Source organism: Micromonospora sp. MGP-C2 (assembly GCF_057766525.1).
The window spans coordinates 734,498-753,557 of the sequence record NZ_JBYMEN010000002.1; the positions used below are offsets into that span (position 1 = coordinate 734,498).

The 19,060-nt window shown below is 70.4% G+C and carries 19 protein-coding genes; 7 read left to right on the plus strand and 12 right to left on the minus strand.

Features of this window, described 5'->3' with window-relative positions:
- Positions 1–8: 8 nt before the first annotated feature.
- From AC3CF1_RS03045 to AC3CF1_RS03055, 3 genes are all read right to left on the minus strand, one after another.
- The gene (locus tag AC3CF1_RS03045; RefSeq protein WP_354981920.1) at positions 9–776 is read right to left on the minus strand and encodes a glycerophosphodiester phosphodiesterase family protein; all 768 of its coding nucleotides are present in this window, start codon (positions 774–776) and stop codon (positions 9–11) included.
- Between the two features lie 124 nt (positions 777–900).
- On the minus strand, positions 901–1,485 hold the full coding sequence (locus tag AC3CF1_RS03050; protein ID WP_488449475.1) for a TetR/AcrR family transcriptional regulator: 585 nt from the start codon (positions 1,483–1,485) through the stop codon (positions 901–903).
- A gap of 67 nt (positions 1,486–1,552) precedes the next feature.
- On the minus strand, positions 1,553–2,326 hold the full coding sequence (locus AC3CF1_RS03055) for a lysophospholipid acyltransferase family protein (protein WP_210794039.1): 774 nt from the start codon (positions 2,324–2,326) through the stop codon (positions 1,553–1,555).
- A 190-nt stretch (positions 2,327–2,516) separates the two neighbouring features.
- Here AC3CF1_RS03055 and AC3CF1_RS03060 point away from each other — a divergent pair, with 190 nt between their 5' ends.
- The 3 genes from AC3CF1_RS03060 (at position 2,517) to AC3CF1_RS03070 (ending at position 6,213) form a co-directional block, all read left to right on the plus strand.
- Positions 2,517–3,932 (plus strand): cytochrome ubiquinol oxidase subunit I, encoded by a 1,416-nt coding sequence (locus AC3CF1_RS03060; protein ID WP_088948218.1) that lies wholly within the window; start codon positions 2,517–2,519, stop codon positions 3,930–3,932.
- 14 nt (positions 3,933–3,946) lie between these two features.
- On the plus strand, positions 3,947–4,945 hold the full coding sequence (cydB, locus tag AC3CF1_RS03065; RefSeq protein ID WP_354981923.1) for a cytochrome d ubiquinol oxidase subunit II: 999 nt from the start codon (positions 3,947–3,949) through the stop codon (positions 4,943–4,945).
- Between the two features lie 74 nt (positions 4,946–5,019).
- Positions 5,020–6,213: a GNAT family N-acetyltransferase gene (locus AC3CF1_RS03070; RefSeq protein ID WP_488449476.1), complete on the plus strand. Its 1,194-nt coding sequence runs from the start codon at positions 5,020–5,022 to the stop codon at positions 6,211–6,213.
- Positions 6,214–6,298: 85 nt separating this feature from the next.
- Here AC3CF1_RS03070 and AC3CF1_RS03075 read toward each other — a convergent pair whose 3' ends face one another.
- Both AC3CF1_RS03075 and AC3CF1_RS03080 read right to left on the minus strand, forming a co-directional pair.
- Positions 6,299–6,943: a LuxR C-terminal-related transcriptional regulator gene (locus AC3CF1_RS03075; protein WP_354981925.1), complete on the minus strand. Its 645-nt coding sequence runs from the start codon at positions 6,941–6,943 to the stop codon at positions 6,299–6,301.
- Positions 6,931–8,118: a sensor histidine kinase gene (locus tag AC3CF1_RS03080; RefSeq protein ID WP_488449477.1), complete on the minus strand. Its 1,188-nt coding sequence runs from the start codon at positions 8,116–8,118 to the stop codon at positions 6,931–6,933. Before AC3CF1_RS03080 ends, AC3CF1_RS03075 begins: the two co-directional genes overlap by 13 nt.
- A 157-nt stretch (positions 8,119–8,275) precedes the next feature.
- On the opposite strand from AC3CF1_RS03080, the gene AC3CF1_RS03085 reads away from it, so the two are divergent.
- Together AC3CF1_RS03085 and AC3CF1_RS03090 are read left to right on the plus strand one after the other, a co-directional pair.
- On the plus strand, positions 8,276–9,106 hold the full coding sequence (locus tag AC3CF1_RS03085) for an ABC transporter ATP-binding protein (RefSeq protein WP_488449478.1): 831 nt from the start codon (positions 8,276–8,278) through the stop codon (positions 9,104–9,106).
- An 11-nt stretch (positions 9,107–9,117) separates the two neighbouring features.
- A complete protein-coding gene (locus AC3CF1_RS03090) occupies positions 9,118–11,685 on the plus strand; it encodes an ABC transporter permease (protein ID WP_488452033.1) in 2,568 nt (855 codons plus the stop codon).
- A gap of 298 nt (positions 11,686–11,983) precedes the next feature.
- On the opposite strand, the gene AC3CF1_RS03095 is transcribed toward AC3CF1_RS03090, so the two are convergent.
- Positions 11,984–12,445, minus strand: coding sequence for a MarR family winged helix-turn-helix transcriptional regulator (locus AC3CF1_RS03095; RefSeq protein ID WP_488449479.1), 462 nt, complete (start codon positions 12,443–12,445; stop codon positions 11,984–11,986).
- A gap of 96 nt (positions 12,446–12,541) precedes the next feature.
- On the opposite strand from AC3CF1_RS03095, the gene AC3CF1_RS03100 reads away from it, so the two are divergent.
- A complete protein-coding gene (locus AC3CF1_RS03100; RefSeq protein WP_354981930.1) occupies positions 12,542–12,994 on the plus strand; it encodes a MarR family winged helix-turn-helix transcriptional regulator in 453 nt (150 codons plus the stop codon).
- Between the two features lie 6 nt (positions 12,995–13,000).
- Here AC3CF1_RS03100 and AC3CF1_RS03105 read toward each other — a convergent pair whose 3' ends face one another.
- From AC3CF1_RS03105 to AC3CF1_RS03115, 3 genes are all read right to left on the minus strand, one after another.
- A complete protein-coding gene (locus tag AC3CF1_RS03105) occupies positions 13,001–13,687 on the minus strand; it encodes a hypothetical protein (protein ID WP_210794046.1) in 687 nt (228 codons plus the stop codon).
- 83 nt (positions 13,688–13,770) lie between these two features.
- Positions 13,771–14,232: a peroxiredoxin gene (locus AC3CF1_RS03110; protein ID WP_141909441.1), complete on the minus strand. Its 462-nt coding sequence runs from the start codon at positions 14,230–14,232 to the stop codon at positions 13,771–13,773.
- A gap of 45 nt (positions 14,233–14,277) precedes the next feature.
- Positions 14,278–15,111 carry a patatin-like phospholipase family protein gene (locus tag AC3CF1_RS03115; RefSeq protein WP_099853597.1) on the minus strand — a complete coding sequence of 278 codons (834 nt, stop codon included), beginning with the start codon at positions 15,109–15,111 and terminating at the stop codon, positions 14,278–14,280.
- A gap of 88 nt (positions 15,112–15,199) precedes the next feature.
- Between AC3CF1_RS03115 and AC3CF1_RS03120 the strand changes: the two genes are divergently transcribed.
- Positions 15,200–15,928 carry an SDR family NAD(P)-dependent oxidoreductase gene (locus AC3CF1_RS03120; protein WP_088948226.1) on the plus strand — a complete coding sequence of 243 codons (729 nt, stop codon included), beginning with the start codon at positions 15,200–15,202 and terminating at the stop codon, positions 15,926–15,928.
- 37 nt (positions 15,929–15,965) lie between these two features.
- On the opposite strand, the gene AC3CF1_RS03125 is transcribed toward AC3CF1_RS03120, so the two are convergent.
- From AC3CF1_RS03125 to zwf, 3 genes are all read right to left on the minus strand, one after another.
- The gene (locus AC3CF1_RS03125; RefSeq protein WP_255508866.1) at positions 15,966–16,091 is read right to left on the minus strand and encodes an MFS transporter small subunit; all 126 of its coding nucleotides are present in this window, start codon (positions 16,089–16,091) and stop codon (positions 15,966–15,968) included.
- Complete coding sequence (locus tag AC3CF1_RS03130) at positions 16,088–17,500, minus strand: OFA family MFS transporter (protein ID WP_141909442.1); 1,413 nt, start codon at positions 17,498–17,500, stop codon at positions 16,088–16,090. Before AC3CF1_RS03130 ends, AC3CF1_RS03125 begins: the two co-directional genes overlap by 4 nt.
- A gap of 139 nt (positions 17,501–17,639) precedes the next feature.
- Positions 17,640–19,019, minus strand: coding sequence for a glucose-6-phosphate dehydrogenase (zwf, locus tag AC3CF1_RS03135; protein WP_327644185.1), 1,380 nt, complete (start codon positions 19,017–19,019; stop codon positions 17,640–17,642).
- Positions 19,020–19,060 lie beyond the last annotated feature (41 nt).

The following is a 19,060-nucleotide window of genomic DNA, read 5'->3' on the forward strand; positions in this document are numbered from 1 at the left end:
TTCGATGGTCAGGCGGCCCAGTGGCCGCGGCTGCGGTAGACGTCGCGCAGCACGCCGACGTGATCGGTCATGATGCCATCCACGCCACGATCCAGTAAGTCGTGCATCTGGGCTGGTTCGTCGATCGTCCAGACGTGCACCTGCAGGCCGATCCGGTGGCAGTAGTCGAGGAACCGGCGGTCCACCACCGGCACCCGCCCGTAGCTCGGCGGCACCTGCGCGGCGACCACCGACGGGGGCAGTCGCAGCGGGCGTCCGTGCAGGGAGGCGAGCCGCAGCCGGGCGACCCCGCGCATGCCGAGGCTGGTGGCGACGCGCCCTTCGGTGAGCGCGCGCAGCCGGGTCAGGCGGGCGTCGCTGAACGAGGCCAGCAGCACGCGGTCGGCGGCGCCGGCCCGGGTCACGGTGGCGACCGTCGGCGCGACGCCGCTGTCAGCCTTCACGTCGATGTTGAAGCGGACCTGCGGCCAGGCGCCGAGCACCTCGTCGAGCCGGGGTACGACGGCAGCGCCGCCGACGCGTACCGAGGCGAGGTCGGCCCAGCTCATCTCGGCGATGCGCCCCGCCTCACCGGTGACCCGTCGCAGCGTCGGGTCGTGGAAGATCACCGCGACGCCGTCCGTGGTGGCGTGCACGTCGGTCTCCACGTACCGGTAGCCGAGCCCGATGGCCCGGGCGAACGCCTCGGTGGTGTTCTCGTCGCCCTCGGCGGCGCCGCCACGGTGGGCGAACGCCAGCGGCGCGGGCGCGTCGAGGTAGCCGGGTCGGGTCAACACGCGACGCAGTATGCCCTCGGCGGGTGGCCGGTGGGTGGCCGGCCGCCGTCTGTCGCCCGCTCGCGCCGCCGCCCGGGCCCGCCGAGCTGACCAGCGCGAGGCGATGCGGTCGGCGCCCGGAGGGTCAGCCGGCGGGTCGGTGGATCAGCTGGAGGCTGCGCCGGATGCGGTCGCGGAACTCGCCCCTGGTGGCCGCGGTCGATTTCCAGGTCAGGGCGGCGGAGAAGAGCAGATCCATCACGTCGTGTCCGGTCAGGTCGGCGTGCAGCAGGCCGGGTGGGGCGAGCGCGGTGATGTGGGCGCTCAGCGTCGCCCGGGCCCGCTCCTGGTAGTCGTGGAACATCGAGCCCAACCGGGGTTCGCTGTTCTCCAGCAGTTCGTTGAGGTCGCGGGCCAGCGGGGTGTCGATGTAGGGGCCCATCAGCGCGTCGAGCGCGGCCACGATTCCCGCGTCGAAGCTCAGCGAGCGGTCGGCGAGGTGGACTTCCATGGCCCGCTGGGCGCGCTCCAGGACGCCCTGCATGGTGGCGCGGTACAACTCTTCCTTGTTGGGGAACATCAGGTAAAGGCCAGGTCGGGAAATGCCGGCAGCCCTGGCTACGGACTCCATGGACGTCTTCTGAAATCCGTAGCGGCCGAACACCCCGACCGCCGCCACAAGGACTGCGGCGCGCTTCGGGTCTTCGACGTCCATCTCAGCGTTGCTCACGGTAGACAGATTAGATGATCTTGCAAAAATTATCTAATCTGTCAGCCCGCGGGCGCGGCCAGCAACATCATCCCTGGTTGCGGCGGTGGGCGCGACTCGAGTCGCTGGGCCGACCGGGGTCGACGTGCCGGGGCAGGTCGGGTTCGTCGGGCCGCAGCGGGGCGAGGGTGTCGGTGAGCGCGTCGATGATCCGACCGGTGGCCCGCCGGGCGGCGCCAGGGCTCGCGGCGCTCGACTCGCCGAGGTCGACGGGCGCGCCGAAGTGCACCCGGATCACCGGGCGGCGCCACAGCGAGCGGGCGATGCCGCGCAGCATGCCCCGGGGCGCCCGGTAGGGCAGCACCTCGTGGGCGCCCCACTGGGCGACCGGTATGACCGGGGCGCCGCAGGCCAGCGCGAGTCGGGCCGTGCCGGTCTTGCCGCTTTCGGGCCACATGCCGGGGTCCAGGCCGATGCGCCCCTCGGGGTAGATGAGGATCACCGACCCGCGCGCGACGGCGGTGGCGGCATCGTCGAGGGCCCGGTGCACGGCGCTGGTGCCCCGGTCGACGCGGATGTGCCCGGCGTGGCGCATGGCGGCGCCGAGCACCGGGGCGCGGAACAGGCCGGCGGTCGCCATGATCCGGGGGGCGATGCCCCGGGTGTGGCAGGCGGCGGCCATCACGACCGGGTCGAACGGGCTGATGTGGTTGGCGGCCAGCACCAGCGGGCCACGACGCAGGTGCGCCGGGACGTCGCCGGTGACCTCGAGGCGGGCCAGCAGGCCGACCAGGGCCCGGGTCAGCAGGAGGGCGCCGCGCCAGATCAGCGGCGGTTGCCAGGGGGAGTGCGCGGTGTCCATCAGCGCGACATCGTCGCACGCGGCGGTGTGGTCGCGAGGGCGGGTCGGCGGGTTGCCCAGGTCCGTGGTCCGGGGTGATCAGGGTCATTGGTCCCGGGACGGTTCGGGCCGCCCGGCCCTGCCCAATCGTCTACGACGAGCAGTAGTATTTACTACGTCTCGTAGTACGAACAGCAGCTGGGGGTTTCAGGTGGACGCGTTGGACGTCGCCCGGTGGCAATTCGGTGTCACCACCGTCTACCACTTTCTCTTCGTGCCACTGACCATCGGTCTGTCGGTGCTGGTGGCCATCCTGCAGACGTTGTGGCACCGCACCGGCAACGAGCGGTACCTGAAACTCACCAAGTTCTACGGCAAGCTGTTCCTGATCAACTTCGCGATGGGCGTGGTCACCGGCATCGTGCAGGAGTTCCAGTTCGGCATGAACTGGAGCGACTACTCCCGCTTCGTCGGCGACATCTTCGGCGCACCCCTGGCCATCGAGGCGCTGGTCGCGTTCTTCCTCGAGTCCACCTTCATCGGCCTGTGGATCTTCGGCTGGGACCGGCTGCCCAAGCGGGCGCACCTGGCCAGCATCTGGGCCGCCGCGATCGGCACCAACCTGTCCGCGTACTTCATCCTCGCGGCGAACTCGTTCATGCAGAACCCGGTCGGCTACCGCATCAACCCCGACAGCGGGCGCGCCGAGCTGACCGACTTCCCGGCCGTGCTGACCAACAAGGTCGCCCTGATCACCTTCCCGCACACCCTGGCCGGCTCGTTCCTGGTCGCCGGGTCGCTGGTCGTCGCGGTCGGCCTCTGGCACGTGATCCGCAACCGCGACTCCGCCGACACCGGCGCCTACCGCTTCGCCACGAAGTTCGGCTCCTGGGTGGTCCTGGTCGCCTCCGCGGCCGTGCTGTTCACCGGCGACATCCAGGGCAAGATCATGACGGACGTGCAGCCGATGAAGATGGCCGCCGCCGAGGGCCTCTACACCACCGAGAGTCCCGCCTCGTTCTCCGTACTCACCATCGGCAGCCTCGACGGCAGCCGCGAGGTGTTCGCCCTCAAGATCCCGTACCTGCTGTCGTACCTGGGCACCGGCGACCCGAACGGCACCGTGCAGGGCATCAACGACCTGCAGGCCCAGTACGCCACCCAGTACGGCGCGGGCAGCTACACGCCGATCATCCCGGTCACCTACTGGAGCTTCCGCTTCATGATCGCCTTCGGGATGGCCGCCGGGGCCATCGCCCTGCTGGTGCTCTGGAGCCAGCGCAAGGGCCGCACCCCGAGCAGCAAGTGGCTGCTGCGCGCCGGGCTGGCCATGCCGGTGCTGCCGTTGCTGGCCAACTCCTTCGGCTGGATCTTCACCGAGATGGGCCGCCAGCCGTGGATCGTCTTCGGCGAGATGCTCACCCGCAACGGGGTGTCCCGCAGCGTCTCGCTGGCCGAGGTGCTCACCTCGTTCACCGCCTTCACGCTCATCTACGCCACCCTCGCCGTGATCGAGGTCAAGCTGCTGCTGCGCTACGCCAAGGCCGGCGTGCCCGACGTCAGCGAAGAGCACCCCATCGACGACACCCACGACGACGCCGAGCGCCCGCTCGCCTTCGCCTACTGATCCCGGAGCCCATCGTGGAACTGACCACCATCTGGTTTCTCCTCGTCGCCGTGCTGTTCACCGGGTACTTCATCCTGGAGGGCTTCGACTTCGGCGTCGGCATGCTGCTGCCCGTCCTGGGCCGCGACGACCGCGAGCGCCGCGTCCTGATCAACACCATCGGCCCGGTCTGGGACGGCAACGAGGTGTGGCTGATCACCGCCGGTGGTGCCATGTTCGCCGCGTTCCCCGAGTGGTACGCCACCCTGTTCTCCGGCTTCTACCTGCCGCTGCTGCTGATCCTGCTGGCCCTGATCGCCCGGGGGGTCGCCTTCGAATACCGGCACAAGCGGCCGGAAGCGTCCTGGAAGCGCCGCTGGGACACCGCGATCGTGGTCGGCTCGCTGCTGCCGGCGATCCTGTGGGGCGTCGCCTTCGCCAACATCCTGCGCGGGGTGCCGCTGGACGCCGACCACGAGTACGTCGGTGGCCTGGTGGACCTGCTCAACCCGTACGCCCTGCTCGGTGGCGCGACCACCCTGGCGTTGTTCCTCACCCACGGCGCGGTGTTCCTGGCCCTGAAGACCACCGGTGACATCCGCGAGCGCGCGGGCGCGCTCGCAGTGCGCCTGGGCGTCGGCGCCGCCGTGCTCGCCGTCGGGTTCCTGACCTGGACGCTGAGCATCCGCTCCAGCGCGGCGGCCGTCGTGCTCGCCGTCGGCGCGGCCCTCGCCCTGCTCGGTGGTCTGGCCGCCGCCCGGGTACGCCGGGAGGGCTGGGCGTTCGCCGGCACCGCCGTGGCGATCGGCCTGGCCGTGGCGACCCTGTTCGCGGCGTTGTTCCCGAACGTGCTGCCGTCCACGCTGGACGCGGCCGGCACGCTGACGGCCACCAACGCCGCCTCCACCCCGTACACCTTGAAGATTATGACCTGGGTGGCGGTGATCTTCACTCCGATCGTGCTGGCCTACCAGGGCTGGACGTACTGGGTGTTCCGCAAGCGCATCGGCGTGGCCAACATCCCGCAGCACTGACCGGCGGCCCGGGGAGCGCGCCGTCCGGCGGTAAATCGGCGGTCGTCGGGAGTCGCCCCCGCTAGGGTGTGCCGATGCCCGACCCCGTGCACGTTCGTGAACTCACCACCGACGACCTCGACGCCGCCTGGGAGCTGGGACGGGTCGCGTTCGGCGCCACCTCGGAACGAGCCGCCAGCACCACCGTCGCGGTGCCCGGCATGAGCCGCTACGGCGCCTTCGACGACAGCGGTCGGCTCGTCGGCAAGGCCGTCGACCTGCACCACGACCAGTGGTGGTCGGGCCGGACGGTGCCGGCAGCCAACGTCGCTGGTGTGGCGGTCGCCCCCGAGGCCCGGGGCCGGGGCGTGGGCCGTGCCATGCTCACCGGTCTGCTGCGCGGGGCCCACGAGCGGGGGGCGGCGGTCAGCGCGCTCTACCCGACCGTCGCCGCCCCGTACCGGGCCTGCGGGTGGGAGGCCGCCGGTGTGCTGCGTACCGTCGATCTGGCCACCGCCGCGCTGCCCCGGCACCGGCCCTCCCCGGACCTGACCGTGCGGGCCGGCGCGGTGGCCGACCTGCCCGCCGTCGCCGACCTGTACGAGCGGGTCGCCCGCCACCGCAACGGCATGCTGACGCGCCGGGGCGAGCTGTTCGACTTCTTCGCCGCCGACCGGGGCCTGCCCGGCGACGGCCTCACCCTCGTCGAGGACCACGGCGACCTGGTCGGCTACGCCACCTGGCAGCGGGGCCGGGGCTACGGCGCCGACTCGGTGCTCACCGTCGACGAGGCCCTGGCCGTCACCGCCGAGGCCGCGCGGGAGCTCGTCGGGGTGCTCGGCAGTTGGGCCAGCGTCGCGCCGACGCTGCGGCTGTGCCCGCTCGACGGCGACGCGGTCAGCACCGTCCTGCCGTTGGAGTCGGCCCGCGACCACGAGCGGGACCTGTGGATGCACCGACCGGTCGACGTCGCCCGCGCGGTGAGCGCGCGGGGGTGGCCCGCCCACACCCGGGGCGTCGTCGATTTCGGCCTCACCGACACCCTCGCCGAGTGGAACACCGGCACCTGGCGGCTGACCGTCGCCGACGGCGCCGCCGAGCTGACCCGGGTCGACGGCGAGGCCGACCTGCGGTTGGACGTACGCGGCTTCGCCCTGCTCTACGCCGGCGCCGCACGGGCCCGCTCGGTCGCGCAGGCCGGGCTGCTGCACCACAGCACGGGTGTCGACCCGGCCGCGCTCGACCTCCTCGGCGCTGGCGGGCCGGCGCAGTTGCTCGACTACTTCTGACCGGCGGCCACTGGTGCGGTGTCGGGGTTCTGACGATGAGCGTCTGGCGGGCGGCGAGTCACCAGCGTGCTCAGTCGCCGTCGATCTAGCCCGCGCCGTTGAGGTAGGTGAGCACGGCGAGGACACGGCGGTGGCCGCTGTCGGTGACGGCGAGCCCGAGCTTGTTGAAGATGTTGCCGATGTGCTTGTGCACGGCGTTGTCGGTGATGACAAGCCGGTCAGCGATGGTGTTGTTGTCGTGTCCCTGGGCCATCAGTGCGAGTACCTCACGTTCACGGGGAGTGAGGACGGCGATCGGGTCGCTGCGGTTGGCGAGGAGTTGGGCGATGACTTCAGTGTCCATGGCGGTGCCACCGGCGGCCACTCGGCGCAGCGCGTCGACGAACTCGTCCACCCGGCTGACGCGATCTTTGAGGAGGTAGCCGACGCCGCCGCCGGTGGTGGCGAGTAGTTCCGCGGCGTACTGCTGCTCGACGTACTGCGACAGCACCAGGACCGGTAGGCCAGGGCGCTCTCGGCGGGCCTGAAGGGCGGCTCGGATGCCCTCGTCGCGAAATGACGGCGGTAGCCGGACGTCGACGATGGTGACGTCGGGCTGGTGCTCCCGCACGGCGATGAGGAAGCCCGCCGCGTCGCCCGCGATGGCGGCGATGTCGAACCCCACGCTGTTGAGCAGCAGTTCCAGTCCGGTGGCCAGCAGCACATTGTCTTCAGCGATTACGACCCGCATGGCAGCTCCATGATGATCGTCGTAGGCCCGCCGGCCGGACTATCGACGTCGACGGTGCCGTCGAAGGCGAGCACACGGCGACGGATCCCGGCCAGGCCGGTGCCCAGCCGATCGTCGGCGCCGCCAGCGCCGTTGTCGGTGATCACCACCGATAGCCGGTCTGCCTTACGGCTCACCCGTACGCCGGCCGTAGTCGCTTGGCTGTGCTTGGCGACGTTGGTGAGTGCCTCGGCGACGGCGAAGTAGACGACGGCCTCCACGGCCGCCGGCACTGTGTCGAGGTTGTCGATGTCCAGCCGGGTTGGCACGCCACAGCGAGCCGTCACTGCGGTCAGTGCACCGGTGAGGCCGCGGTCGGCGAGGATCGGCGGATAGACGGTTCGGATCACGTCGCGGAGTTCGGTCATCGCCTCCTCGGTTCCTTCGTGTGCGTCCCGAAGAAGTTCTTCCAGGAACTGCTCGTTTCGTGGGTTGTCGGACAGTGCTCGCCGGGCCACGGCCAGCCGCATCGCGATGGCCACCAGCCGCGCCTGGGTGCCGTCGTGCAGGTCGCGCTCGATCCGGCGCAGCTCCGCGCCGTGTGCATCGAGCACGTCTGCCCGGGTGCGGGTCAACACGGCGACCCGGTCGGCGAGCTGTTCGGCCGTCGAGTGCGACAGCACTACCAGGCAGATCCGGGCATGTGCACGAGCGATCGGTGCGAAGACCAGGTATGACAGCGCGGTGAGCAGGAGGATCTGCAGTGCACCGAGGGTGAGGGCTGTCGCCCAGTTGGTCACCGGGACATCGATGAACAACCGTGGCCGATTCTCCGGCGCGAACACCCACCACAGTGGTGTGGCGAGTGCGGCGGTCAGGAGGTTACCCACGCACAGCAGCGCAAGCAGGCCGAGCGCCACTCCGGTGATGGCGTTCACCGGCAGCCAGAGCAGGTCGCGGGGCGTTGCCGGATCGGCCCATGCTCGGCGCCCCGTCAGGTGCAGAACAGGGCGCGGTGCCAACGGCGTCTCGAGCAGCCGGCCGGCGCGGTCACGGTGCCAATTCGCCCATCGCCGGGCGAGCCTCGGATGGCACAGCAGCGGCAGTGCGAGCAGCGTGGCGATCCCGGTGGCCAGTGATCCCAGGAGGTAGGTCCCGCCACGCCACACCTGCACCCACGGCCGACCCGACGTCACAGGATGCCCTTTCTGCGTACCCTCCTTGGGGCCGTGTTCACGACACCGCGTCAAGTTTGCCCGGTGCCCGCCGCCCGCGGCACTACAGCCACCTGTACCTCACATCCGGTGGTACGGGGTATCGGCATCCGACGGTCGCGGAATTTAGCGTCGGAGCATGAAGTTCTACAGCAGAAACCCATCGAGACGACGCGGGGCGCTGGTCGAGGCCACCGCGGCCCAGTCGCTACGGCCGGGTGCACTGCCGACATTCAGAACACCATCGTGCGCGGTGCAATTGGATTCGGTGTCAAAAGTATACGGGTCGGGGAGGAACGAGGTACGCGCTCTCGACGGGGTGACAGCCGGATTCCCGCGCGGTACGTTCACCGCCGTCATGGGTCCGTCCGGGTCCGGCAAGAGCACGTTTCTGAACTGCGCGGCCGGTCTGGACGGTCCGACATCGGGCCGGGTCGTGCTGGGTGACACGGATCTGTCCGGCCGGTCGGAGACCGAGTTGACCGAGCTGCGTCGCGACCGGATCGGGTTCGTCTTTCAGGCGTACAACCTGCTCGGTGCGCTGACCGTGGCGGACAATGTCACGTTGCCCCTCCGGTTGGCCGAGAAACCGGTCGATGCCGAGCAACTGGCGAGCGTCCTCGCTGCGGTCGGGCTCGCCGAGCATCACGACCGCCGCCCGAGTCAGCTCTCCGGCGGCCAGCAACAGCGGGTGGCGATCGCGAGAGCTCTCATCAACCGGCCCGACCTGGTGTGCGCCGACGAGCCGACGGGCGCGCTGGACAGCCGTAACGGCCGCCAAATCCTGGCACTGCTCAGGAAGATCGTCGACGACCTGGGGCAGACCGTGCTGATGGTGACGCACGATCCGGTCGCGGCCGCGCAGGCCGACACCGTGGTCTTTCTCGCCGACGGCCGGTTGGTCGGCGAGATGACCCGACCGTCCGTCGAGCAGATCGCCGAGCGGATGACTCACCTGGGGGAGCAGTGAGTCGCCACGTGATGTCGAAGCGCATGCTGGCGCTGGCCTGGAAGACAGTCAAGGGGCGGAAGGGCGGGTTCGTCGCGGCATTCGTCGCGGTGCTGTTCGGCTCGGCGGTGATCACGGCCTGCGGGATCCTGCTGGAGAGCAGCGAGCGCTCGGGCGTGCCGACCGAGCGCTACCAGGCTGCCGACCTGGTGGTGGGCGCCTCGCAGGCACTGCCGGTGGCCGACGACGTAGATCCCAGGTTCGGCGAGCGGGCCACCCTGCCGGCCGCCCGGGTCGGCGACATCGCGCGAGTGCCTGGCGTCCGATCGGCGATCGCCGACGTCAACGTCCCGGTCAGCCTCGTGACGGCGGACGCCGAGGTGCTCGCCGGGCCGGACGGCGCCCCCGCGCTCGGGCATGGTTGGCAGTCGGCCGCGCTCGGCCCGTTCACCACGAGCACCGGCCGGTCACCGGCCGGGCCGGACGATGTAGTGCTGGACTCCGCGCTGGCCGAGCGGGCCGGCGTTACCGTCGGCGCGTCGGTGCGACTCGCGGTCGGCTCGAACACGTCGATGTACCGGGTGACAGGCATCGCGGGTCTGCCTGGCGGCCGACTCGCCCGGCAGTCCGCGCTGTTCTTCACCGATGATCGGGCCCGAGAGCTGACCGGCCAACCGGACCGGGTGGACGCGATTGGCGTACTGGCCGCACCCGGAGTCAGTGCCGACGAATTGGCAAGCGCCATCAAGTCGGCAGTTCCCGATGCGGTCGTCTACACCGGCAGCGACCGAAGCGAGGCCGAGTTCCTCGACATCGGCACCACGCGTTCGTTCATCAGCGAGCTGTCCCTGGCGTTCGGCGGCAGCATGATTTTGGTGATCATGATCGTTGTGGCGAGCACACTCGCCCTGTCCGTTCGGCAACGGCTGCGGGAGCTGGCGCTGCTGAGGGCGATCGGCGCGACCCCGAAGCAGGTGCTCGGGATGATCGCCGCAGAGACCATGGTGGTGGGGACGCTCGGAGCAGTGCTGGGCGTGATTCCCGGTATCGGCCTCAGCTTCCTCCTCCGCGAAACCTTCATCCTGGTCGGCGCGGTACCAGACGACTTTGAACTGTCGATCAGCCCGCTGCCGGCACTCCCGGCGATGGTGCTGTGCCTGGTCGGCGCCCGTTTGGGCGGCTGGATAGCGGCGCGGCGCGCGGCCAGGCTCAGGCCGGTGGACGCGCTCGGCGAGGCCGCGGTGGAGCCGCCCAAACTCGGGTGGCTTCGGTTGACCGTCGGCTTGCTGCTGGTCCCCGCCGGTCTCGCCATGGCGGTCGTGCTGCCATGGGTGCTGCCCGGTGAAGGGGCCGCTGAAAGTGCGGCCTTCTCTGCGTTCCTGCTCCTCTTCGCCGTCGCGCTGCTGGGGCCGCGGTTGCTCGGCGGTGCCGTCACCGTGCTGGGCCCCTGGTTGAGCCGCGGGTCGGGCGTCAGCGGGTTCCTTGCGACAGCGAACGCGCACGCCAACTCGCGGCGGCTTGCCGCGGCGACCACTCCTTTGATCATGGGCATCATCCTGGCCGCCGGGCAGCTCTTCAGCGGGACGACCGCGAGCTCGGCCGCGCAGGATCAGGCCGCAGACGGACTGCGCGCGGACTACGTCGTCACATCCACGTCCGCCGGCGTGTCGCCCGAGGTCGCGGACATGCTCCGGGACGTGCCTGGCGTCTCGGCGGTGACCCCGGTCGTGCGTACACGGACGCTGGCGACCTTCGGCTCGAGCGACGGCCCCCAATTCAGGACCTACTCGTCGCAGGGGGTCACCAGTGATCAGCTCGCCGAGACCATGGATCTCGCCGTTCTCGAGGGCGATGTCGCGGATGTGCGGGGCAACACGGTGGCGTTGAGCCGGATCGCGGCGGGCACCCTCGGCGTCGCTCTCGGCGACAGCATCGACCTTCGCCTTGGTGACGGCACACCGATCAAACCCACGGTGGTGGCACTCTACGAGAGAGGACTCGGCCTCGGCGACGTCACGCTGCCGCACGACCTCCTCCTAGAGCACACCACCGACCGCCTGGACCTCGCGGTGCTGGTCACGGCGGCCACGGGAACCGACGCTGCGGCATTCGACGACGCATTGCGCTCCGCCGTCCAACACCTCCCCACCGTCCGGGTCAACAACCGCGAGTCGTTCATCGCCGCGCAGAGCGCCGCGGCCGCTGGTGAGTCGGCGGTCGGCCTCATCCTCAACGCGGTCCTGCTCGGCTACCTCGCGATCGCCGTGGTGAACACCCTGGTGATGGCTACCGCCTCGCGCTTCCGCGAATTCGCCCTACTCCAACTGGTCGGCGCCACCCGCCGCCAGGTGTTCGCGATGATGCGCAGCGAGACGCGGATCATCGTCGTCGCAGCCGTGCTCATCGGTACCCTGGGCGCGATCCCGTCTTTGATCGGCACAAGCATCGGACTGACCAGGACGCTGATTCCGTCTGTCCCACCGCTCGTCTACCTGGGAATCGTCGCGGTCACCGCGCTGCTCGGCTCGGCCGCCATCATGACCTCCACTCGAATCGCCATGCGGCCGCAGCCGGTCAACGCGATTGGCGTTCGCGAGTGACGCCGGCGGCACTACAGCCAGCCGTGAACGGGACACCGACCCGATCCGCGCCCTCGGGGTGACCGGCGCTCAAACAGGCTGATTCAAAACGGTCTGTGCGGCCGGGTGTAACCCAAGCGCCCAGCGTGTCGTGAACGAGGGCCCTGAACTGGCGATGGCCACGCCACTCAGGGACCGTTCGGAGGAGGAGGCCGACAGAACGCGAGTCGCGCAACTGCACCAGAAAACGAGTCCAGCTACGGTCGCTGGTGGCGGCGTCCGGTCAGGCCGGATCGCCGCCAGTTCGGCGTTCGTTCGGTCAGGCGGGGACCGCCGCCAGCTCGGCGTTGGCGCGTTCGGTGACGAGGGTGAGCACCCGCGCCGCCGTGCGGGCGTCGTCGGCGGGGATGTCCGCGTACAGCCGGGCACTGAGGTCGGCGACGGCGGCGACGACGCTGCGTTGGGTGGCGCGACCGGTGTCGGTGAGCGCCACCCCCGGCTCGTCGCCTCCACTCGCGGGGGACGGTCTGTCGACCTGTGCGAGGCCGGCGTCGACGAGTTGGGCGACCACCTGGTGCACGGCCGACTCGTCGATCTTGCGTGTGCTGGTGACCCGGCGCGTGAGGTGTGCGCGTTCGACGGGGCCCTGGGCGAGGGCGTGCAGCGCGACCACCTGGTCGAACGTGACGCCGAGGGGGCCGATGGCCCGTTCGAGCAGGGCGCGGGTGGCGTAGTGGGCCTGGCCGATGACCTGGCCGTTGAGGGTGGGGACGGTGGACATGGAACCTCCTTCGAAACGTTGGCCACGCCAACGTTGGAGCGGCCAACGTAACACCAGATCGTGGGTCGCGCCAACGATTACTGGTAGGCTGCACCCATGGATCCCGTGGCCCCGCAGTCACCCACCGGGCTCCGCAGCACCCCGACCTGGCTGCTCAACCAGACCGCCGGCCACGCCGCCCGCCTGCTCAGCGAGGGCTTCGCCGCCCACGACCTCCGCGGCTACCACTACCGGCTGCTCACCGCGCTCGCCGAGGACGGCCCGGCCAGTCAGGCCGACCTCGGCCGCCGCTGCGCCATCGACCGCAGCGACGTCGTCGCGGCCATCAACGACCTGGCCGGCCGAGGGCTCGTCGTGCGCGCCCCCGACCCGGCCGATCGCCGCCGCAACGTCATCAGCATCACCGACGTCGGCGCCGACGAGGCCCGCCGGCTGGGCGACACCCTCGACCGCGTCCAACGTGACCTGCTCGCCCCGTTGTCCGCCACCGAACGCGACCAGCTGACCCGCCTGCTCACCCGGCTGCTGGCGCACCACAGCCGACAGTGACCCGCCTCAGCGGGCCTCGCGCAACTCCGCCAACCGGGCCTCGATCTCGGCCAACTCGGCGCGCAGCTTGTCCGCCTGCTGCTCCGCCTCGGCCCGCTCGGTGCCGAGGATCTGCTCCACCGCCTCCTGCACACCCGGCACGTCGACCAGGCCCACCATCTTCAACGCCTCCGCCGGCTTCACCACGTACGGCTTCGCCAGGGCCTTGCTGCCCTGCTGCGCGGCGACGGTCCACTCACCGTCGGCGTACGCCAGCGTCACCGTGAGACCCGCGGGACCCTTCGGCTTGACGGCCTTGACCGCCCGCCGCGCCGGCGGCTTCTCCGTCTGCTCCACCTTCGGCTCCTCCTGTCGCTGCGCGGGCACCCGCGGCGTGTCCAACACGAACTCCGGCGCCGCCGCCACCGGCGACTCCTGCGGCTCCGGCTCCGGTTTCGGCTCCACCACCCGACGCGTCACACCCTTGGGCGCCACGGCCAGGTCCGCGGGGGAGAACGGCAACTCGTCGCGGCCGAAACGCACCACCACGAACTCGTCGGACACCTCAGGGTCGGTCAGCTCGATCACCTGACCGACCTGACCGGCGATCTGCCCCGCCGACGCGGTGAACACCACCCGCGGCTTACGCCCGGCAGCCAACGCCTCCCGGATGCTCTGCACCTCGCTAGTGGACAAACCCTGGCCGGCATCCATCACAACCCTCTTCCGTACACCTGTTTGATTGCTGTCTTGATACCAGCCGGCTGCGACACCCGCCGCACAGGGCTCGCGCCCATTCAGCCGCCCAACGCCCGCAGCGCCCGGTCCGCGTGGTCGTTCATGCTGACCTCGCTGTGGATCACCTCGATGACCCGACTGTCGGCGCCGATGACGAACGTCATCCGCTTCGTGCTCAACGGCCCCAACGGCAGCCGCCGCTTCACCCCGAGCTGCTGCGCCACAGTCCCGTCCTCATCCGAGAGCAGCGGATAGTCGAACCCGTTGAGCTTGGAGAACTCCGCCTGCTTCGCCACCGGGTCGCGGCTGATGCCCACCCGGGACGCGCCCAACGCCGTGAACTCCGCCGCGAGGTCCCGGAAGTGGCAGCTCTCCGCCGTGCACCCACGGGTCATCGCCCCCGGGTAGAAGAACAGCACCACCGGCCCCGCCGCCAGGAACTCCGACAGCCGCCGCGGCGTGCCCGTCTCATCTGGCAGCTCGAAATCCTCGACCACGTCGCCGACACCCACACTCGCCATCGCGCACCTCCATCGTCAGACCGGACAGGCGGTGAGCGTAAGCGATCAAGCCCAGAGCGCCGCCACCTCGTCCAGCACCGCGGCGGCCTGGGCCCGCCCGGCCCGCGCCGCGCCCGCCCGCCGGGCCGGGTCCAGCACGTTACGGCCGATCGCCGTGCGCGCCGCCGCGTCCGGCGTCAGCACCGACACCCGCGACCCGGCCGCCCGCAATCCGTCGACCTGCGCCGACAGTCGCGGCATCGGCCCGATCGCCGCCGACGTCGGCGCGAGCACCAGGACCCGCTCCGCGCCGGCCGCGAGGTCCGCGTTCACCGTCGAGCGCATCCCACCGTCGACGAACCGGCGCGCGCCGATCGTCACCGGCGGCCACACCCCGGGCACCGCGCAACTCGCACCCACCGCGTCCACCAGGGACACCTCGCTGTCCCGGTCGAACACCACGAACTCACCGGACGACGCGTCCACCGCCGTGACCAGCAGCCGCCGCCGCGGCCACTCCCGCTCCGGCAGGCGGGCCTCGATCACCGCGCGTCGCGACGCCTCCGACGGGGTACGCGCCGCCAACGCCATCGCCCCGATCCGGGCCCGGGAGCGCGCCGCGTCGCGGGTACGACCACCAGCCCACACCAGCCGCGCCAGCGTCGCGAAGCCCAACCGCGCCGCCACCTCACTCGACGGCGGCGCCAACTGCTCCTCGTAGAACCGCTGCACCGGAAGCTCGGAGCACACCAGCGCGCCGACCACCGAACCCGCCGACGTCCCCACCACCAGGTCCGCCTCCGTGACCGGCACACCCCGCTCGACCAGACCCGCCAGCAGCCCCAACTCCCAGGCCACCCCGGTCACCCCGCCACCACCGAGCACCAAAGCCCGCCGCATGTGACTCTCCTCTCGACGACCGACCCGCGCCGGTCACGGTAGCGTCGGCACGACACCTGCGCAGCCGTCAGCACCCTGGGGAGGCACCGTGGCACCCGTCACCGTCATCACCGGCGGAGGTCGCGGCATCGGCGCGGCCACCGCCCGCCGCCTCGCCAACGCCGGTCACCACGTCGCCCTGTGCTACCGCCGTGACGAAGCCGCCGCCACCGCCGTCCTGGCCGACCTGCGCGCCGCCGGCGCACAGGCCATCGCGGTACGCGCCGACACCACCGACCCCGATCAGGTCGCCGAACTGTTCGACGCAGCCGCCCACCTCGGCCCGCTCACCGGCCTGGTCAACAACGCCGGTGTCACCAGCCCGATCGGGCCCTTCACCGAGTTGCGCGTCGACGACCTGCGCCGCGTCGTCGACGTCAACCTCGTCGGCTACGTCCTCTGCGCCCAGCAGGCCGCCCGCCGCCTCACCGACGGCGGCGCGATCGTCAACGTCTCGTCGGCCGCCGCGACCCTCGGCAGCCCCGGCGAATACGTGCACTACGCCGCCGTGAAGGCCGCCACCGACACCCTCACCGTCGGGCTGGCCAAGGAACTCGCCCCGAAGGGCATCCGGGTCAACGCCGTCGCACCCGGCATCGTGCGCACCGACATCCACGCCGACTCCGGCGTACCCGACCGCGCCGACACCGCCGTCGGTCGCATCCCGCTGGGCCGCGCCGGCGAACCCGACGAGATCGCCGCCGCCATCGCCTGGCTGCTCAGCCCCGACGCCTCGTACGCCACCGGCACGGTCCTGCGGGTCTCCGGCGGTCTCTGACCTCGCTTTCGCCCAGTCAGAGACCGCCGGACCCGGGTCACTGGGTGAACAGCTTCGCCGCGGTGATGACCGTCTGCGTCACCCCGTAGCCCAACAGCGCCGCCACCACCAACCACGAAATCCACAACCGGGCCTGCTGCCCGGATCGGCTGTCGTCGCTCATCGCGTACCACTCCTCTGCGCCGTCTTGTCCTCGTCAACGTCCCGATCCGCCGACGGCTCGTGGTAGCGCTGCGGCACCGGTCGCACCAACAGGTTCGCCACGAAGCCCACAGCCAGCACCCCCACCATCGTGAACAGCGCCGGCCGGTACGCCGCCGCCGTCAACGAACCCGGCTCACCCTGCGCGTCGAGGAACCCGTTGACGATCAGCGGGCCCGCGATCCCCGCCGCCGACCAGGCGGTCAACAACCGGCCGTGGATCGCACCGACCTGGAACGTGCCGAACAGGTCCCGCAGGTACGCCGGCACTGTCGCGAACCCGCCGCCGTAGAACGACAGGATCACGCACGCCAACAACACGAACAGCGCCGTCGCGGTCTGCCCCACGAGAGCCAGCAGCGCGTACAGCACCATCCCGACACCCAGGTACACCATGTAGATCGGCTTGCGGCCGATGACGTCCGACGTCGACGACCACACGAACCGGCCCGCCATGTTGAACAGCGACAGCAGACCCACGAACCCGCCGGCCGCGGCGACGCTCACCGCCGAGGTGCCGTTGTCCCGGAAGAAGTCCTGGATCATCGGGCTGGCCTGCTCCAGGATGCCGATGCCCGCTGTGACGTTGCAGAACAACACCACCCACAGCAGCCAGAACGAGCGGGTCTTCACCGCGTTCGCCGCCGACACGTTCGCCGTGGTGACCAGCGGTTTCGCCGCGACGCTCGCCGGGTCGAAGCCGGCCGGGCGCCAGCCCTCCGCGGGCACCCGAACGTTCGCCACCCCGAACATCATGATCACGAAGTAACCCAGGCCGAGCGTCACGAACAACCACACCAGGGCGCTGCCCGACGCCGTCGACCCCGCGTTGGACGGGTCGTAACCGGCGTCGAAGAACGACAACAACTGCCGGGACAGGGGAGAGGCGACCATCGCCCCACCACCAAACCCCATGATCGCCAACCCGGTGGCCAGACCCGGCCGGTCCGGGAACCACTTGATCAACGTGGAGACGGGGGAGATGTAACCGATGCCCAGACCAATGCCGCCGAGCAACCCGTAGCCCAGATACAGCAACCACAGTTGCTTCGTGGCGATGCCCAGCGAGCCCACCAGGAAGCCCGCGGCCCAGAAACAGGCCGAGACGAACATCGCCTTACGCGGGCCGTTCGCCTCCACCCAGGTCCCGGCCACGGCCGCGGACAACCCGAGCATCACGATCGCGATACTGAAAATCACCCCGATCGCCGTCTGACTGGCGTCGAAGTGGGCGATCAGCGAGTTCTTGTAGACGCTGGTCGCGTAGACCTGACCGATGCAGAGGTGGATGGCCAACGCCGCCGGGGGAATGAGCCACCTGCTGTAACCGGGCGGCGCGACGGTGTGCCGACGATCGAGTGCGGAAAGCATGCGGTGCTTCCTCTCCGAGGAGGACGAAGGACGTCCCGCACAACGTGCCCACACCACACGCACACCGCAAACCTCACCGTCGCCGGACGGTCATCCCGGTGAGCTGAGCGGTCAGTCAGCGACCGCACGGACCTGACGATCAGCGCAGATCCGGGGTGTGCCAGCCGCCAGCCAACGCGTCGGCGTCCGCCGGACCCCAACTGCCCTTCTCGTACGACTGCACCGCCGCCGGCAGATCCAGGATCGGCTCGACGATGCGCCACTCCTGCTCGATCGTCTCCTCACGCGCGAAGCGCAGATGCTGCCCGTCCATCGCGTCGTCGAGCAACCGCTCGTACGCCTCCTGACGGCGACCCAGCGCCATGCCGAAGTCGACCGACAGGTCCACCGCACGGCTCGCCACCTCGGCGCCCGGACTCTTCGCCTGGATCGACATCGTGATGCCGTCACCACGCCCGAGGCGGAACCGCAGCAGGTTCGCGGCCGTCACCGTGCCCCGCTCGGCCGGGATGAGCGACCGCTGCGGCTGCTTGAACTCGACCACGACCTCCGTCGCCGTCCCCGCAAGGGACTTACCGGCACGCAGATAGAACGGCACACCCGCCCAGCGGGGGGAGTCGATCGTCAACCGGGTGGCCACGAACGTCTCCGTGTTCGAGTCCGCAGCGACACCCTGCTCGTCGCGGTACCCCGCGTACTGACCCCGCACCGTGGACTGCGGCGACAGCGCCTCGATCTGGCGCAGCACCGCGACCTCCGCCTCACGGAACGCGGCCGCGTCGTCAGCGGCGGGCGCCTCCATCGCCACCAGCGCGACAACCTGCAGAATGTGGTTCTGCAACACGTCCCGAGTGGCGCCGACGGTGTCGTAGAACCCGGCCCGACCCTGCGTGCCGAAACCCTCGGCGAGAGTGACCTGAATGTTGTCGATGTGCTCGTTGTTCCACAACGGCTCGAACAGCCGGTTGGCGAACCGGAAGGCGTAGAGGCCCTCGACGGCTTCCTTACCGAGGTAGTGATCGATGCGGAACACCCGCTCCGGGTCGAAGGTCGCCCGCAGCGTGCGGTCCAGCTCGCGGGAGGACTCCACGTCACGCCCGAACGGCTTCTCCACGATCACCCGGCCCCGGTCAGCCAGACCGACCGCCGCGAGACCGTCGACGACGGCACCGAACACCGCCGGAGGAATCGCCAGGTAGAAGACCGGTCGCTCGGCACCCCGCAGACGCTCCGCCAACCGCTGATAGGTGACCGGGTCCGCGTAGTTGCCAGAGATCATCGAAAGGTTGCCGGCCAGCCGGTCGAAAGTCTCGTCGTCGACCTCGTCGTTGGCCTCAGCGACCGACTTGCGGGCCATCGTGACGAGCTGTTGATCATCCCAGGGGGAGCGGGCCACCCCGATCACCGGGACGTCCAGACGGTCGCGCCGGGTCAACTCGTACAGCGCCGGGAACAGCTTCTTCGAGACGAGGTCTCCCGTGACGCCGAACAGCACGACCGCGTCTGAACGCATGCGCATGGCACTTCCATTCGATCATGTAATTCTGATCTTCCGAACGG

What these genes read in the sequence shown, in the direction of transcription:
- AC3CF1_RS03055 (WP_210794039.1), bottom strand. Translation starts at nt 2,326, where the DNA reads ATGGACACCGCGCACTCCCCCTGGCAACCGCCGCTGATCTGGCGCGGC.
- AC3CF1_RS03070 (WP_488449476.1), top strand. Translation starts at nt 5,020, where the DNA reads ATGCCCGACCCCGTGCACGTTCGTGAACTCACCACCGACGACCTCGAC.
- AC3CF1_RS03075 (WP_354981925.1), bottom strand. Translation starts at nt 6,943, where the DNA reads ATGCGGGTCGTAATCGCTGAAGACAATGTGCTGCTGGCCACCGGACTG.
- AC3CF1_RS03085 (WP_488449478.1), top strand. Translation starts at nt 8,276, where the DNA reads ATGAAGTTCTACAGCAGAAACCCATCGAGACGACGCGGGGCGCTGGTC.
- AC3CF1_RS03090 (WP_488452033.1), top strand. Translation starts at nt 9,118, where the DNA reads ATGTCGAAGCGCATGCTGGCGCTGGCCTGGAAGACAGTCAAGGGGCGG.
- AC3CF1_RS03095 (WP_488449479.1), bottom strand. Translation starts at nt 12,445, where the DNA reads ATGTCCACCGTCCCCACCCTCAACGGCCAGGTCATCGGCCAGGCCCAC.
- AC3CF1_RS03100 (WP_354981930.1), top strand. Translation starts at nt 12,542, where the DNA reads ATGGATCCCGTGGCCCCGCAGTCACCCACCGGGCTCCGCAGCACCCCG.
- AC3CF1_RS03105 (WP_210794046.1), bottom strand. Translation starts at nt 13,687, where the DNA reads ATGGATGCCGGCCAGGGTTTGTCCACTAGCGAGGTGCAGAGCATCCGG.
- AC3CF1_RS03110 (WP_141909441.1), bottom strand. Translation starts at nt 14,232, where the DNA reads ATGGCGAGTGTGGGTGTCGGCGACGTGGTCGAGGATTTCGAGCTGCCA.
- AC3CF1_RS03115 (WP_099853597.1), bottom strand. Translation starts at nt 15,111, where the DNA reads ATGCGGCGGGCTTTGGTGCTCGGTGGTGGCGGGGTGACCGGGGTGGCC.
- AC3CF1_RS03125 (WP_255508866.1), bottom strand. Translation starts at nt 16,091, where the DNA reads ATGAGCGACGACAGCCGATCCGGGCAGCAGGCCCGGTTGTGGATTTCG.
- AC3CF1_RS03130 (WP_141909442.1), bottom strand. Translation starts at nt 17,500, where the DNA reads ATGCTTTCCGCACTCGATCGTCGGCACACCGTCGCGCCGCCCGGTTAC.
- zwf (WP_327644185.1), bottom strand. Translation starts at nt 19,019, where the DNA reads ATGCGCATGCGTTCAGACGCGGTCGTGCTGTTCGGCGTCACGGGAGAC.